This window comes from Streptomyces sp. NPDC002144, assembly GCF_053593695.1.
The window spans coordinates 16,635-31,014 of sequence record NZ_JBSFDB010000043.1 but is presented as its reverse complement, the minus strand read 5'-3'; the positions used below and the strand labels follow the sequence as shown (position 1 = coordinate 31,014).

8 protein-coding genes are annotated in these 14,380 nt (G+C 69.4%); 6 read left to right on the top strand and 2 right to left on the bottom strand.

Annotated features, from left to right (window positions below):
* Positions 1-181 precede the first annotated feature (181 nt).
* Complete coding sequence (locus ACWCQ1_RS40720) at positions 182-778, top strand: hypothetical protein (RefSeq protein WP_451028698.1); 597 nt, start codon at positions 182-184, stop codon at positions 776-778.
* Complete coding sequence (locus ACWCQ1_RS40715) at positions 775-2,217, top strand: hypothetical protein (RefSeq protein ID WP_451028697.1); 1,443 nt, start codon at positions 775-777, stop codon at positions 2,215-2,217. Before ACWCQ1_RS40720 ends, ACWCQ1_RS40715 begins: the two co-directional genes overlap by 4 nt.
* Before the next feature lie 162 nt (positions 2,218-2,379).
* Here ACWCQ1_RS40715 and ACWCQ1_RS40710 read toward each other — a convergent pair whose 3' ends face one another.
* A complete protein-coding gene (locus ACWCQ1_RS40710) occupies positions 2,380-6,129 on the bottom strand; it encodes an nSTAND1 domain-containing NTPase (RefSeq protein ID WP_451028696.1) in 3,750 nt (1,249 codons plus the stop codon).
* Positions 6,130-6,460: 331 nt separating this feature from the next.
* On the opposite strand from ACWCQ1_RS40710, the gene ACWCQ1_RS40705 reads away from it, so the two are divergent.
* The 4 genes from ACWCQ1_RS40705 to ACWCQ1_RS40690 all read left to right on the top strand — a co-directional run bounded on the left by ACWCQ1_RS40705 (position 6,461) and on the right by ACWCQ1_RS40690 (position 9,599).
* On the top strand, positions 6,461-6,928 hold the full coding sequence (locus tag ACWCQ1_RS40705) for a DUF2690 domain-containing protein (protein WP_451028695.1): 468 nt from the start codon (positions 6,461-6,463) through the stop codon (positions 6,926-6,928).
* Positions 6,929-7,231: 303 nt separating this feature from the next.
* Positions 7,232-7,798 (top strand): SigE family RNA polymerase sigma factor, encoded by a 567-nt coding sequence (locus ACWCQ1_RS40700; protein ID WP_451028694.1) that lies wholly within the window; start codon positions 7,232-7,234, stop codon positions 7,796-7,798.
* A gap of 77 nt (positions 7,799-7,875) precedes the next feature.
* On the top strand, positions 7,876-8,280 hold the full coding sequence (locus ACWCQ1_RS40695; protein WP_451028693.1) for an effector-associated constant component EACC1: 405 nt from the start codon (positions 7,876-7,878) through the stop codon (positions 8,278-8,280).
* On the top strand, positions 8,277-9,599 hold the full coding sequence (locus tag ACWCQ1_RS40690) for a caspase family protein (protein ID WP_451028692.1): 1,323 nt from the start codon (positions 8,277-8,279) through the stop codon (positions 9,597-9,599). Before ACWCQ1_RS40695 ends, ACWCQ1_RS40690 begins: the two co-directional genes overlap by 4 nt.
* Positions 9,600-10,456: 857 nt before the next feature.
* Here ACWCQ1_RS40690 and ACWCQ1_RS40685 read toward each other — a convergent pair.
* Positions 10,457-14,269, bottom strand: coding sequence for an nSTAND1 domain-containing NTPase (locus tag ACWCQ1_RS40685; protein WP_451028691.1), 3,813 nt, complete (start codon positions 14,267-14,269; stop codon positions 10,457-10,459).
* Positions 14,270-14,380 lie beyond the last annotated feature (111 nt).

Sequence of the window (14,380 nt, the reverse complement as noted above, 5' to 3'; positions counted from 1 at the left end):
GCCCGATCGCGCAACGCCCGTCCGGGGCTGCGCAATCACCGAGAGCCCGGGTGGAAGGCGCCGTGGTCGGCCCAGACCATGAGCCCGACCACGCAGCTAGAGGGCGCCGTTGCCGGATTGTGACCGATGGTCGGGGCTCGTGGCCGTCAGCCTGGTCGGGGTCGGCGGGTGAGCTGACGGCATGGATCACACGCACGCCCGCGCATCCGGGCCCGCCGACCGCCCCACCGCGGCGGGCCCGGTGTGCTGCCCTGGCCGCCGCGCGCTCCGCTGCGGGGGCACGGCGGTGAGCCGCTTCGGGGCAGGGGTCCGCCGGGGCGTGATGGCGGCCGATGAGTTCACCCAGATCGCCAACGGCCTGTTCCACGACGCGCGGCTGTCCTACAAGGCGAAGGGGATCTTCGGGTACGTCAGCACGCACCGCGACGGCTGGCAGGTCACCCTCGCTCACCTCGTTGCCCGGCCCCCGCCGCCCACCCTCGCGGCCGACCACCACGACGCACCCGTGTGGGACGATCCGGCGCCGCAGCCGATGACCGGCCCCACCGCCGCGCGCACGGTGAGCGAGGCCCTGACCTGCCGGGCTCTTACCGAATGCACCGGCTGCGGCCAGCCCGCAACCGCCCCCGGCGAGGACCTCTGCCCGGCCTGCCTCGGCTGGCCGCTGTGCCGCACCTGCCCCGGCCCCACACCTCGGCGCGCCAACCCCGACGGCGACGGCCGCTGCACCACGTGCGCCTCCGCCTTCACCGCCCAACTGGAAGGACTCAGCCCGTGACGGCCACGCCCCGCACACCACGCCCGGCAGCGGCCGGGCACCACGAGTGCCCCTTCACCCGCGATCCGAGCCGGTGCGAAAGGGAGCGCTCCCGCGCCCTGCGCACCGGCCACATCCCAGGCCACACCTGCTCGGCCGCCTGCGAGTTGGTGCTTGTTTACGAGCGCACCTCCTGGGACTGGCTCGCCTGGACCGTCTCCGGTGACGGCAGCCCGCCCGAGATCCCCCACCGGATCGCGGTGCTCGTCCCTGGCGCAACGCGTAGGCAGCGCCTTGCGCTGCGTTGGCTGGCCAGGCGCCCCGCCCGACGCATCCCCGTGGACACCGTTCCCGGATCGCTGCGGCTCGGCGCCGTGGCCGTTGTGCTCGTCAGTCTGATCGCCGGGCTGGTCGCCCTCCACCACGGAGTCCCCCTCGACGTCGCCCTGCCGGCGATGCTCCTCGCCCCGCTGCTCGCCGAACACCTGCCCGGCCGGCTGGACAGCCGGGCCCGCGAACACGTCCACACGGTCGAAGGCGCCGATGCCTGCCGCTACCTGCAGCACCTCGCGAGCCTGCACAACTCACTCGTCCAGGCCGCCGCCGGCAGTGACCGCTATGAACTGCGCCGCTCGGCCGAGATCGGCCACAACCTGCTGTGGGACGCCGCCAGACTGCTTCAGGCCCGGGACACCCGCGCGGTCTCAGACGCCCTCGTCGCCTGCGAACGGCTGATGCTGCAACTCGCCCACCAGGTCGCCCAGATCATCCAGCGGACCGCCCACGAGGACGCCACCGCCGACGACGTCCAGACCCGCGACCTCGCGCCCCTCGACCGGCATTCACCAAGCGTGCGGCCGGCGTCACCTCGTCCCATGGCCGCCCCATCACCTGAGGGAACCCTGCTCATGCCCCAGCCCGAATCCGGCCCGGGCGGCCGCACCCCGGATGTCTATCTCCTCTTCGCGCACGAGCCGTACTACCCCGGCCCCGGAACGCAGGAGATCAACACCACGGTGGTGGTCGCCGACTCGCTGCTCCACCCGCAGGTGCGCCAGCCCGACGGTGCCCGCATCCACGACCTCCTCACCCAGGGAAGGCAGCCGGGCGAGATCATCCCGCTGGCCACCCTCACCCACGAACTGAACGGCGGCGCTGACTGGCCGAGTGTCGGCGACTGGGAGAGCGTCACCACCGACCTGCTGCAGCTGGTCCGCGACGGGGACTGCGATGCCCTCAGCCTCGGCCTGCCCGAGATCGCGCGCGCCCTCGTCTGCACGGGCCCCCACAGCCACGTCCGCGCCTATGACGCCGCGACCAACGACTTCGTGGTGTACGGTGCTTCGGAGCGTGCCGCGGTCCTGGACGAAGTCGGCATGTTCCTCACCGGCATTGCGACCGAGCAGCCCTTCTGGCCGGGGGACAGCCTCCTGCCCCCACTGGTGGGTCGGCGCACCTGAGGACGAGGAGCGGCTCGATAAAGCCAGAGAGGCCAGGCCCCCGCGGATGCGGGGAGCAGGTAGCCGACGCTTTGGCGGCGCAGCTGGAGGAGAGATCATCCCCCGCGGGCGCGGGGATGATCCCATGTCTCCAGTCGGACGGGACTGACTTCTGGCGGCAGATCAGCAGATGCTGCGGTAGGACAATTCCGGGACGTACTCCTTCCACTGGGCGTGAGTGAGTCCTTTCCCGGCACGGCGGCAGATTCGCGCCGCGAGTGAGGGCATGTCGGCGGGATAGACGTGCAACGGCACGTACATGCTTGACGTACGCAGCATTCTGCCGTCCTCGTCGAATCCCACGGACAAGATCGGTTCGTTGGCCGTGGGCAGAGCCGCGCCTAGTCGTTGGCCGGAAGGGACATCCCACAGTTGGAGGGTGCCGTCGTCGCCTCCTACGGCGAGGGTGCGGCTGTCGGAAGAGAAGGCCAGGGACCGAACGGTTGCCCCGGAGTCCTGTCGGGCGCCGGTGAAACTGCCGGCCAGTACCGCGAGTCGATGCGTGGCACCGCCGTCCCAGAGGGTCACCCGGCCGGACTGGTCGCCGGCGGCCAGGTAGCGGCTATCTGGACTGAAGACGAGAGCCGTGGTCGTGTCCGGTGCGAGGCGTCGACTGGTGAGGCGCCGGGAGGAAAGATCGTCGATGTGTCCGTCAGAGGTGGCGATGGACGCGCCGTCGGGGCGGACGGCAAGTTCTCCTCCGCCGGTGAACGGTCTTCCGGCGCTGACACCCCGTTCAACGTCCCAGGACTCGATGTGGTAGTTGTCGGTCAACCTGGAGATCAGCAGGGTTCGGCCATCCGGGCCGAGAGCCATGGCGTCGACGACGCCCCGGGCATGGGTGGGGCGGCCCAGGTCGACGGTTGCACGGGCGCGGCGGGCGCGTACATCCCATACGCGGGCCCGCTGTGTGGTGCGGGAGTCCTCGCCGGTGCTGGCCGTGTAGGCGAAGGTGCTGCCGTCGGAGCTGAATGCCATCAGCTCTCCGCAGTCCTGAGGACCGTCTCCCGGCTCGTCCGGGTTTACGGGGCATGGTATGCCCGGCAGGTCCATCTGGGTGTGGCCGGTGCGGGCGTCCGTCAGGCGGAACCGGCTCATGCGCCCGCTGCGCCACGTGGTGGCCAGCGTCCGGCCGTCCGGGCTGAACTGGGCCCGTTGCCTTTGTTCATCACGCCAACCGGGGGCGGTGGCGTCACGCACCGACAGAGTGCGCACCGTGGTTCCCGAGACGGAGTCCTCTCCGGACTGTGTCATGTAGCGGACCGTACGGCCGTCCGGATCCACGCCGAGAGACCCCAGGAAACCCAGACGTTGGTCGCCGCCGGACGGCAGCGAGTAGCGGAAGACCGGGCCGGATGCGTCTGCCGACAGCCGCCACAGCCGGATCTCCTGGTCATTGGCGGTTGCCAGGAAACGGCCGTCCTGGCTGAAAGACATGTCCGCGACGTCGGTATAGCCGGCTCCGGCGTCGTCACCGAAGCTGGTGGGGATGTCGTGGCCCTTGTGCGGGCCGGAGGCGTCGGGACGGAGGTTCCACAGACGTAGTCCTCCCTCGGGCATGGCCGCGACGATCTGACGGCTGTTGGGGCTGAAGAGGGCGGAGCATCCCAGTTCGGCGCCCTTGGGTCCGCCGGGCGTGGGCAGGGTACGGTGCCGAACCAGATCCCACACCTCCATCGGCCGACCCGTCTCGCATACAGTGGCCAAGCGGTCGTCGGGGCTGATGTTCACGTCCTGGACTTGCCGGCCCTGCCGTTCGAACAGCAGCCGGTGCCGTCGCCAGTCCCATACCTGGACGCGGTTGATGTCGCCGGAGCTGTCGGTGACGTCGAACGTGTGCCCGCTGGCGTCGAACCCCCCGGAGCTGACGGTGTGCAGCGGGAAGGCACTCCCGGCGTACCGGCCCGCGACGATGTCCCACACGCGGGCGTCGGTGCCCAGCATCAGCAGGTAGCGCCCATCGGGGCTCACGTCGTGTACGTCGTACATGCCGTCCTCCCCCAGGCCGCGGAACGTGCCGGTCCTGCGGTGCGTCCTGACATCCCAGCGCACCACGCGGTCGCCACTGGTGGCGACCAGGGTGCGGGTGTCGGGGGTCATGAAGTACTGGCTGACGTCGTCGCCGGAGGGCGCGAAAGTGTCCTGTTCCTTCTGGGCCAGGGCACCGATGAGGCCCGACCGCGTCTCGAGCGTGTCGGCGATCCGCCAGGCGGCGACGCTCAACCGCATGGCCGTTGCCGGGTCGGTGTAGCGCAGGCTGTCCGCAAGGGCGGCGACCCTGCGGGCGGTCGCCTCGGTGCGCTGTACGGTGCTGGCCTGGTTTTGCTGCCAGGCGATCACTCCTGCCGTCAGGACCAGCGCGACCAGGACGGACACCACGGTGGCCAGGATGCGCGGACGGGCGCGCTCGCGGCGCCGGGCCTGAAGGCTGGCGGCGAGGAACGCTCCCTCCAGGGCCGTCAGGACCGCTTTCCGATCCTGTGCGGGGAACGCCTCTTCCGTGGCGGCCAGGAGCGTGCCCCGGTACAGGGCACCCGGATCGCGGTTCAGCGCGTCCCAGGCAGCAGCGGCCTCCGTCAGCCGTCGATGGGCACGCAGACGCTCACGATCGGTGTCGATCCAACTCCTAAGGCGAGGCCAGGCGCTGATGAGCGCCTCGTGAGCAAGGTCGACCTGCTCGCCGTCCAGAGTGAGCAGCCGGGCACGGGCCAACTGCTCGATGACCGTCGCGGTGTCGGTGGCCTCGCCGAAGCCGAACTCCTGGCTGCGGGCGGGTCTGCGGGTATCGGGTGCGCCGTCTCCCGGGGTGACCAGACGCAGCAGGATCCGACGTGCGAGATCGGCCTGAGCTGGTGTCAGCCGGCCGTAGATGTTTTCGGCGGTACGCGCGATGGCGCCGTGCAGGCCGCCGACGGATTCATAGGCCTCCAGAGTGAGGGCGCGGCCCTTGCGACGCCGCCAGGTTTCCAGCAGCGCATGGGACATCAGGGGCAGAGCACCGGGTTCGTCTTCGACCTCGTCGAGGATGTGGGCGGTCAGGGCACGTTCCACGATCATCCCGGCGGCTTGGGCCGGTTTGGTGATGGCCTCGCGTAACTCGTCGCGGCTCATGGGGCCGACCAGCACGGTCGCCTTCTGTAACGCGGCGGTTAGGGCGGGGTGTTCGGCGCAGCGGCCGAGGAAGTCGGCCCTGACGGCGATGACGACGCGCAGCCGGCTCGCCGGATCGGTGGCCGTCAGGAGACGGTCGATGAACTGGTCGCGCTCGTCCGGGTCGTGGCACAGGGTGTAGAGCTCTTCGAACTGGTCCACGATCAGCCACGTGTCCCCGCCGCCGTCCTTCGGGGTCAGCCGCTGTTCGTGGGTGCGCAGCGGGTGCTCGCCGGGGGTGAGGACGCGCAGTGCGGCCGTCGGTGGGGTGGCCCGGTCGGGGTTGCGGAGGCGGGGGATGAGGCCGGCGCGCAGGAGAGAGGACTTGCCGCTGCCTGAGGGGCCGAACACGGCGGTGAACCGGCGGACACGGGTCAGTGCGAGCAGGCGGTCGGTGAGTTCGTCGCGGCCGAAGAACAGACCGGTGTCGCCCGGCTCGAAGCGGGCCAGACCCCGGTACGGAGGCTCGGCATCGTCGTCCTCGGTTCGGGGTTGTGCCGCTGCTTCGGCGGCCGCCTGCCGCCAGCGCTGCTCCCACTCCTCCGGATCGCCGCCGCACGCTCTGACGTAGGCCAGCGTGACGGGGAGGGTTGGCAGGCGTTCACCGCCGGCGGCCTGCGAGAGGGTGCTTGTCCCCTGGCCGGCGCGCTGTGCCATCACCCGGTAGGTCGGGCTTCCGGCCTCCGCCCGGAGTTTGCGTAACTCGGCTGCGAAGCGCGCCACCGGCCCGGTGCTGGGATCCAGTGGGCTCTCCGGACGTCCCGCCATCGACAGCTCACCCCTCCAGCCGCCCGCTTCCCCCGTGGACGCGGCGCGAGGCCGGACAAGATACGCAGCCGCCTGGCAGGAGCGCAATCCGAAGGCGTCTGCTTTGGCCACCGCCGCAGCGCGGTGCCCTGACCTGCAGCGAAGTAGTTGTTCAGGGCGGCAAAACCGGCTGCCCATTCAATTCCCGGCCCGCTGAACTCGATGACGAGACAGCAACGAGCACTGGCCGCGCTCTCGTCCGAGGCTCGTCCGGTGACTCTCGCACGGCATCGAGAAAGGAGACGAAGTGCGCGCACTCAAGTCCATCGGGGTGGCCGCTCTTGCGTTGGCGGCGGGCACGACCTTGGTCTTCACCGGGCCCGCCGACGCGGCCGGCCGCCAGTGGGACGGCAAGGATCCCATCTACTCCGGTTGTGCGGACACCGGACGCCTCGTCCACAAGAAGACCGACAAGTACTACAGCTCGCGCTACCACCTGCACGTGTCGGTCACCGCGTCGCTGTGGTACAGCCGCGGCTGCCGCACCGTGTGGGCCATGGTCGACGCCAACGTCCCGACGGACAAATGGAATGGCGCGGGGTGCAACATCTGGCGTAACAGCGACATGAAGCACTACGGCTGCAAGCACCGAACCGGCACCCTCGAGTGGCTCTCGCCGATGCTCAACGACAAGAACACCACCGGCTTCGCCACCGCCTGGTCCTACGTCGGCAACGATCCCCACGAAATGTACGCGCGCACGGGCTCGTACTGACGCTGAGATCCGGACGGGCCGGCCGACGCCGGACTGTCCGGCAGCGCCACGGTTGCCGACGCGAATTGCGCCGCCGCGACTGTCGCGGCCGGGCAGAGGCTCTGGCCGGTGCGAGGGGACCGGCCAGCGCTTCAGACCATGAACGACTGTCGGGCAAGGCACGCAAGGCGATTTGCGTCTGGGCGGCGTGCAGCGCCAAGCAAGGAATCTGCCGGGCGGGCGGTCACAGGCGACCCGCCCGGTATCGCCCAAAGGCCACTCGCGCAAGCAGCAGGCCCCACAAAGACGAAAGGATCATGCCACGTGTATCCGAGCTGGCACCCTGATGCGGTACTGGAATTTGAGGAGTACGTCCGTATGCGGCAGGACGGTCTGCTGCGCATCGCCCGCCGTCTGGTGGACGACCCGCTTGACGCCCAGGACCTGTTACAGACCGCGCTCACCCGAACGTACCTCCGCTGGGGGCGCATAGCGGACAAGCGACTCGCGGACGCCTACCTGCGCCGCGTCATGATCAACACCCGCACCGAGTGGTGGCGCGCCCGCAGGTTCACGGAGGTCCCCACCGGACAGCTCCCGGACACAGGCGTCGCCGACTGCGCCGAGCAGCACGCGGACCGCGCCGAGCTCATGGACGCCATCAAGGTGCTCGCGCCTCTGCAGCGCAGCGTCGTTCTGCTGCGGCACTGGGAGCAGATGTCCACCGAGGAGACGGCCGCCGCCCTCGGTATGGCGCCCGGAACGGTCAAGAGCACTCTGCACCGGGCGCTCGCCCGGCTCCGTCAGGAGTTGCAGCGCCGCGACCCCGACTCCGCTTCGGCGTCAGCCGCCGGCCGTGGAAGCCCTCCGGCCAGCCGCCGGGCACGCTGATGCAGGGGCCGCACCGCAGCGCCAACGGATTTGAGGCGACTGGGGTGTTCAGTCGCCGCTGTTGGCACCATGGCCCCATGGAGAAATGCGAGGACAGCCGAACGTCGTCTGCACGCGGCACCGTGAGGTTGCAGGTATCAGCTGAGCCGGGTGTGGAGGCAGATGCGCATCTGGTGTCGCTGCGGGATTGGCTGGCTGCGGAGGATGCACTGCGCGGCAGGGTGGAGCTGCTGGCCCGGAGACCTCAGCCGGGGCAGATGGGGGCCGCGCTGGACGTGCTGGCGGTCGCGCTGGGCTCCGGCGGAGCGGGGGCCGTGCTGGCCCGTTCCTTGTCGACCTGGCTGGTGCAACGCCGTGCAGACGTCACCGTGCGCATGAGCCGCGGCGATGGGCGGGAGGTCACCGTGGAGGTCTACCGGACCAGCGATGAGCAGGCGGTGATCGGGGCGGTCGCGCAGCTGCTGGAGGGCGGGCAGGAGTGAGGCAGAGCGCGCCGCGCTTCCCCGACGGTGCCGCTTCCCGGGCAGTCCTCATCGGGTGCAGCGATTTCACCGACATGGATCTGCCCCCAATTCCCGCCGTGAAGTGCAACCTCGCGGACCTTCGGTCCGCTCTCACCGATCAGACGCACGGCATTCTGCCGCCGGAACACTGCCGGGTGCTGGCCGATCCGGCCGATCACCGCAGCGTCGGCATGGCACTCGCCCAAGCCGCACGCGAGGCGGAGGACCTGCTGCTCGTCTACTACACCGGACACGGGCTGCTGGACGAGGACGGGCTGCTCCACCTCGCCCTGTCCTCCACGGATCCCGGTCACGTCGGCTTCACCGGTGTCCCGGCCGACCTGATCAAGCGCTACCTCGGCCGGGCCCGGGCGCGCCTGCGGGTCCTGGTGCTGGACTGCTGCTTCTCTGGCCGCGTGGTGGCTGCCATGGCCGAATCGGGCAGCCTGCTGTCGGCTCAACTCGACGTGAGCGGCACTTATACCCTCACCTCCACCACGGCCACCGCCCCCTCCCACGCACCACCCGGGCAACGGCACACCGCCTTCACCGCCGCCCTGCTGGACGCCCTCAGCCAGCCGGAACCGCTGACTTTGGACGGCATCCACCAGCACATCGACACCGTGCTGCAGGGGGCGGGACTGCCGCGGCCGCAGCGGCGCTCCGTCAACGCCGCCGGGGACCTCGCCCTCGCCCGTGGCCCCGTCCAGCCGCACGCAGGGCCACCGACCGACAGCAAGGAAGAGATCCGTTTCCGTAAGGCGCCGCCCGCCCCGTCGGCCAGAAGCCGCCGTGACATCATCCAGACCGTCCTGATGATTGCTGTCCCTTTTGCGATGGGCGTGCTGTTCGGTGGGTGGCGCATGACCTTGATTGGCGCTGCTGTTATAGCCCTGTTCCTCGGTCCGGTCCTCCTCCTGCTCTTGCTTCGAAGAGATGTCCACTACGACCTTGTCGTCAACAGCGACGGGTTGGGCACCGAGCACGGGACCCACTCCGCTCACGTACCGTGGAAGGACGTCGAGTACGTGGGCGTACTACGCAGGGCGCCGGGGACTCTCGCCGTCCCCAATGTCCTCATCGTGCGCCTGAAAGCCGACGCGCCGCGCCCACCGGGGTTCCACAAAAAGCTCAACCAACGTCTCCCGGACCAGCGCTACGTCATCGCGGGAACGCTGGGTACCTACGGAGCCGACCCCATGCGCCTGCGCTCGGCGATCGAGCACTTCGCCGGCGGCATCTACCGCACCGACCAACAGCTACTGGAGATGGACCCACGGCTGCGCTTAACCAGTTGAGGCTGCGCTCGACCGGATAGGCCACCAATGGGGAAGTTCTGTGTCCAGCAGGGTCGTCAGCGCGCCCCAGCAGAAGAAGGACGGCTGCAGCGTCAGCCTCCGACCCGGCTTCCGCAGAATTATGGTCACCTAGAGTCACGACATAGGGGATGACCAGGGAGAATACAGTGAGGCATAGCGACACGGCGTGTATCTAGGCGCAGACGTTTCCGCTGGTCAGCGCGCTGGTGGCCGCCAAGTGGGCCTTTACGCAGGCGTGTTGCTGCCACGCTACCCGATCACGTAGCGCTCTTCGAGCCTTGCTGCACTCCGCTGAAGCGGGTGAGGAAAGGGGCAAGGTTGGATCAACCGACTCCACTTCCTGCGGAATTGTTGAGGCGGCGCGGCGTACTCGACAGCGTCCTGGCCAGCGAAGATGTCTACACCTAGATACACGGACGATTCGGACAGGCGCCAGTGAAGTCGCAGCTCACGGCGCACCTTGTGTCTCTAGGCGAGCTGACTTCTGCGGAACCCGGGTCCGACCGCCGAGATGGATGTCGTGGTCGGCGGAAAAGGCGACTTCGAGGATCGGACAACCAGGTTGCCGTCGGATGCAGGGTGCTCAGCACGGCCTCCCACCCGGTTGTGTGGAGTTGTTGTGATCGCCAGCCGAGGTCCTGTGCCACCGCGCATTGCACTTGCGGCCGGACGGGATCCAGAGCTGCATTGAAATGTCCGGTGACGGCATCCGTCACGAGCGTGAGGGCAGGTGGATCACCGTCCGCCAGTGCCCGAACGGTGCTGGCGGGGGTGCGGAAATCGACGGCGTAGCCGGTCGGCACCGTCACGGGCACAGCGTGTGCGAATCCGCCCGTTCAGCAGGAGGGGGCGTACGGCACGCCGCGGACGTAGGTCCGCCATTCGGACCGTGAGAGGCCTCTGCCAGTGCGTCGGCAGACCTCATCTGCCACCCGGTCGGGTGCGATGTCGTAGCGTTCCAGGAGTACGTGTTGGCTCGCGACGTACACGGTACGGTCGTCCTTGTGGAATGCCAGCGCCGTGACGGGGCCTCCTGAGCTGTGGAGAGCCGCGCCGATCGCCAGTCTGGTTGTGACGTCCCACAGCTGAATGCGGCCGTCGCCCGTTCCCACGGCCAGAGTTCTGCCGTCATGGGAAAAGGTCATTGCGGATACCTTCTCGGAGCCGTCGCCGTCCGCCGCGACAGCGGAGCCGATGGGCAACTCACCCAGACGCCGCCAGGTGCGGACGTCCCAGAGTGTGACCCAGCCGGAATCGTCACCGGCTGCCAACCGCTGGCCGTCGTGGCTGAGGGCCACCGCTGTTGGTTCTCCCTGGGTAAGGCTGCGGTGCGTGGCCTTGCTCGATGCGAGGTCGATGACTTTCCCGTCAGGGGTCACCAGCAGCCGGCCGTCATCCGGTGTGGTGAGGGATTCCCCCCAGACGTGTGGCCATCGGCCCGTTCTGACATGGCGGTGTATGTCCCATCTCTCGATCCGGTCACTGGACAGCGACAGCAGCGCGGTCCGCCTGTCGCCCATTGCTAGCGCGTCGATGTCCGCCACTGCGTCGGGCGGTGCCGGGACGCGGAACGTGGTCGGCGCTGTGGGGTGGCGGGTGTCGACGACATGCAGAGTCAGTTCGTCGTCGTCTTCCTCCCAGGCGCCGGAGAAGTAGAGGAGGGTCCGGCCGTCGGGGGAGAACGCCGTCCTGTCCGTGCAGCCCGGCTGCTGTTGGTCTTCAAGGGGGCATGCCGCCGTGGGCAGATGATCGGCGAGCACCCTGTCGTGAGTCACGTCGATCAGCCGCAGGCGATGCTGGCCGCCCGACTGCCGTGCCACGGCAAGCATTCCCCCGTCCGGGCTGAAGGTGGCGCTCGTCGCCACGTCCTGTCGGTAGCCCGGCTGCAGGGCGTGGCCGAGCGAAAGCGACCACACTGTGGTGCTTGCGCCGCTCGATACGTATCGGATCAGGCCGTCGCGCCGGTCGAGTTGCACGTCCGTGGAGACCTGAGCCGTCACAGGGGTCCGGAACAAGGGGGTTTGCGGTGCGTCGAGCTTCCACAGGACCATCTCCCTGTTGTCGGAGGTGATGGCCAGCTGGCCGTCCGATGTGTACGCCGCGGCCTGGAGGCCGCGGTGTGCGATGCGGGTGCCTGCCTTTCTTGAAGGCACGTCCCAGATGCGGATGCCGCTGTCGGTGGCGATCGCCAGTTCGTCGCCGCCGGGAACGAAACGGATGCCCGCGGATGGGCACTGATCGCTGTGCAGCGCTGTCCATGGGCCCGGCGAGCGACGGTGCGTCTCGACGTTCCAGACCTCGATTCTGTTGTCGGCGCAGAGTGCGAGGTATCGGTCGTCGGCGCTGACGTCCGCGCCGCCAGGACCCGAGGAGAACACGGCGATGGCTTCGTCGCTGCCGCCGGCGAGGTCGTTGAGACCTCCTGCGCCGGGTGCCTTGCCGGCCTGGAACAGCAACTTGTGGCGGCGTACGTCCCACAGGCGCGCCACGGAGGCCGTCCCGGTTCCGGTGGCGGACAGCAGCAGGGTGCGCCCGCTGGGGCCGAAAGAGGGCGATGTCACCGGGACGTCCGGCAGCCGCCCGATGCGCTGGCCCGTGCGCACGTCGTACAGGTTCACGTACCGGCCGGTGGCAGTCGCCAGGGTCCGTCCGTCCGGTGAAAGAGCGCTCCTCATGGGGCTCTGCTCGTCAGCCACAGGGATGGGGAAGGAAGAGAGCCGGTGATGTGCGTGCACGTCCCATCGCGTGACGTGGCCGCTGCGGACGGATACGGCGATGCGTCCGCCATCACTGAGGTAGGTCGCGTCGGTGTCGGAAGACCCCGGTATCCGGAAGGCGTCCTCATTTCCCTGGGCCATGGATGCCATCAGTGCCGAACGGGTCTCCGGCAGTTCGGCTATTTTCCAGGCCGCGAGGCTGAGCCGCATCGCGATAGCGGGCTCGGACGATCGCAGGCTTTCCGCGACGGCCGCCACCCGGCGGGCTTCGTCCTGGACGCGTTGGCGCTGACCGGCCCGGCTCTGCTGCCAGGCGACCAGACCGGCCATCAGCGCCAGGACGACCAGGCACGACAGGGACACCACAAAGGTGCGCAGCCGCCTGGCGGAACGCGCTGCCGACTGCTTCTCCTGCTCGCGGGCCGCGAGACCGGCGGACAGGAATGACTGTTCCAGTGGGGTGAGGTGAGCCTGCCGCTGTGGTGCCGCGAACGCCTCCTGGGCGATGGCCAGCCGAGTGCCTCGGTAGAGGGCGCCCGGGTCGCGGTCGAGGTCCTGCCAGGCGTGTGCGGCCTCGGTCAGCTGGCGGTGGGTTCGTATGCGGTCGCGTTCGGCGTCGATCCATCCGCTCAGCCTGGGCCACGCGCTGATCAGGGTCTCGTGCGCGAGGTCCACTGTGTCGTCGTCCAGGGTGATCAGCCGGGCGCGCGCCCATCGTTCCAGGACCACCTCGGCATCGGCTCGTGCGGTGTCCGGGGCGCTGCTGACGAGTTCGTCGCGGTCGGTGGGCCGTCGGGTGTCGGGCGTGCCGTCGCCAGGGGTGATCAGCCGCAGCAGCATGTGCCGGGTAAGGCCGGCCTGCGCGGGGGTGAGCTCGTCGAAAGTGTCTTCGGCGGTGCGGGCGATGGCGCCCTGCAGGCCGCCGGCCGCTTCGTACGCCGCTTCGGTGAGGGCACGGCCCTTGCGGCGGTGCCAAGTCTCCAAAAGAGCGTGGGACAACAGGGGCAGCGGACCGGGTTCGCCGGAGACCTCTTCGATCAGCCGCGCCGTCAAAGAGCGTTCGACGATCATCCCCGCGGCCTGGGCGGGTTTGGTGATGGCCTCGCGTAACTCGTCGCGGCTCATGGGGCCGGCCAGCACAGTCGAATCCTGTAACGCGGCGGTCAAGGCGGGGTGTTCGGCGCAGCGGCCGAGGAAGTCCGCCCGCACGGCGATGACGACGCGCAGTCTGCTCCCGGGATCGGTGGCCGTCAGGAGCCGGTCAATGAACTGGTCGCGCTCGGCCGGGTCGTGGCAGAGCGTGTAGAGCTCTTCGAACTGGTCCACGATCAGCCACGTGTCCCCGTCACCGTCGGCCGGCACCAGGCGCTGTTCGTGGGTGCGCAGGGGGTGCTCACCGGGTGCGAGGACGCGCAGCGCGGCTGGCTGGCGGGTGTCCTGGTCCGGGGCGCGGAGGCGGGGGATGAGGCCGGCACGCAGCAGAGAGGACTTGCCGCTGCCCGACGGGCCGAACACCGCGGAGAACCGACGGACACGGGTCAGCTCGACCAGGCGGTCGGTGAGTTCGTCGCGGCCGAAGAACAGATCGGCGTCGCCCGGCTCGAAACGGGCCAGACCCCGGTACGGAGGCTCCGCATCGTCGTCCTCGGCCCGGGGTTCCGCTGCTGCTTCAGCGGCCGCCTGCCGCCAGCGTTCCGCCCACTCCTCCTGATCACCGCCACATGCCCTCACGTAGGCCAGGGTGACGGGGAGGGTCGGCAGGCGTTCACCGGCGGCGGCCTGCGACAGGGTGCTTGTCCCCTGACCGGTGCGCTGCGCCATCACCCGGTAGGTCGGACTTCCGGCCTCTGCCCGGAGTTTGCGTAACTCGGCCGCGAAGCGCGCCACCGGCCCGCTGTTGGGATCGAGTGGGCTCTCCGGACGTCCCGCCATCGACAGCTCACCCCTCCAGCCGCCCGCTTCCCCCGTGGACGCGGCGCAAGGCCGGACAAGGTACGCAACCTCGCGGCGGAGGGCAACCCGAGGACTCCTCTATTGGCCACC

What these genes read in the sequence shown, in the direction of transcription:
- ACWCQ1_RS40720 (WP_451028698.1), top strand. Translation starts at nt 182, where the DNA reads ATGGATCACACGCACGCCCGCGCATCCGGGCCCGCCGACCGCCCCACC.
- ACWCQ1_RS40695 (WP_451028693.1), top strand. Translation starts at nt 7,876, where the DNA reads ATGGAGAAATGCGAGGACAGCCGAACGTCGTCTGCACGCGGCACCGTG.
- ACWCQ1_RS40685 (WP_451028691.1), bottom strand. Translation starts at nt 14,269, where the DNA reads ATGGCGGGACGTCCGGAGAGCCCACTCGATCCCAACAGCGGGCCGGTG.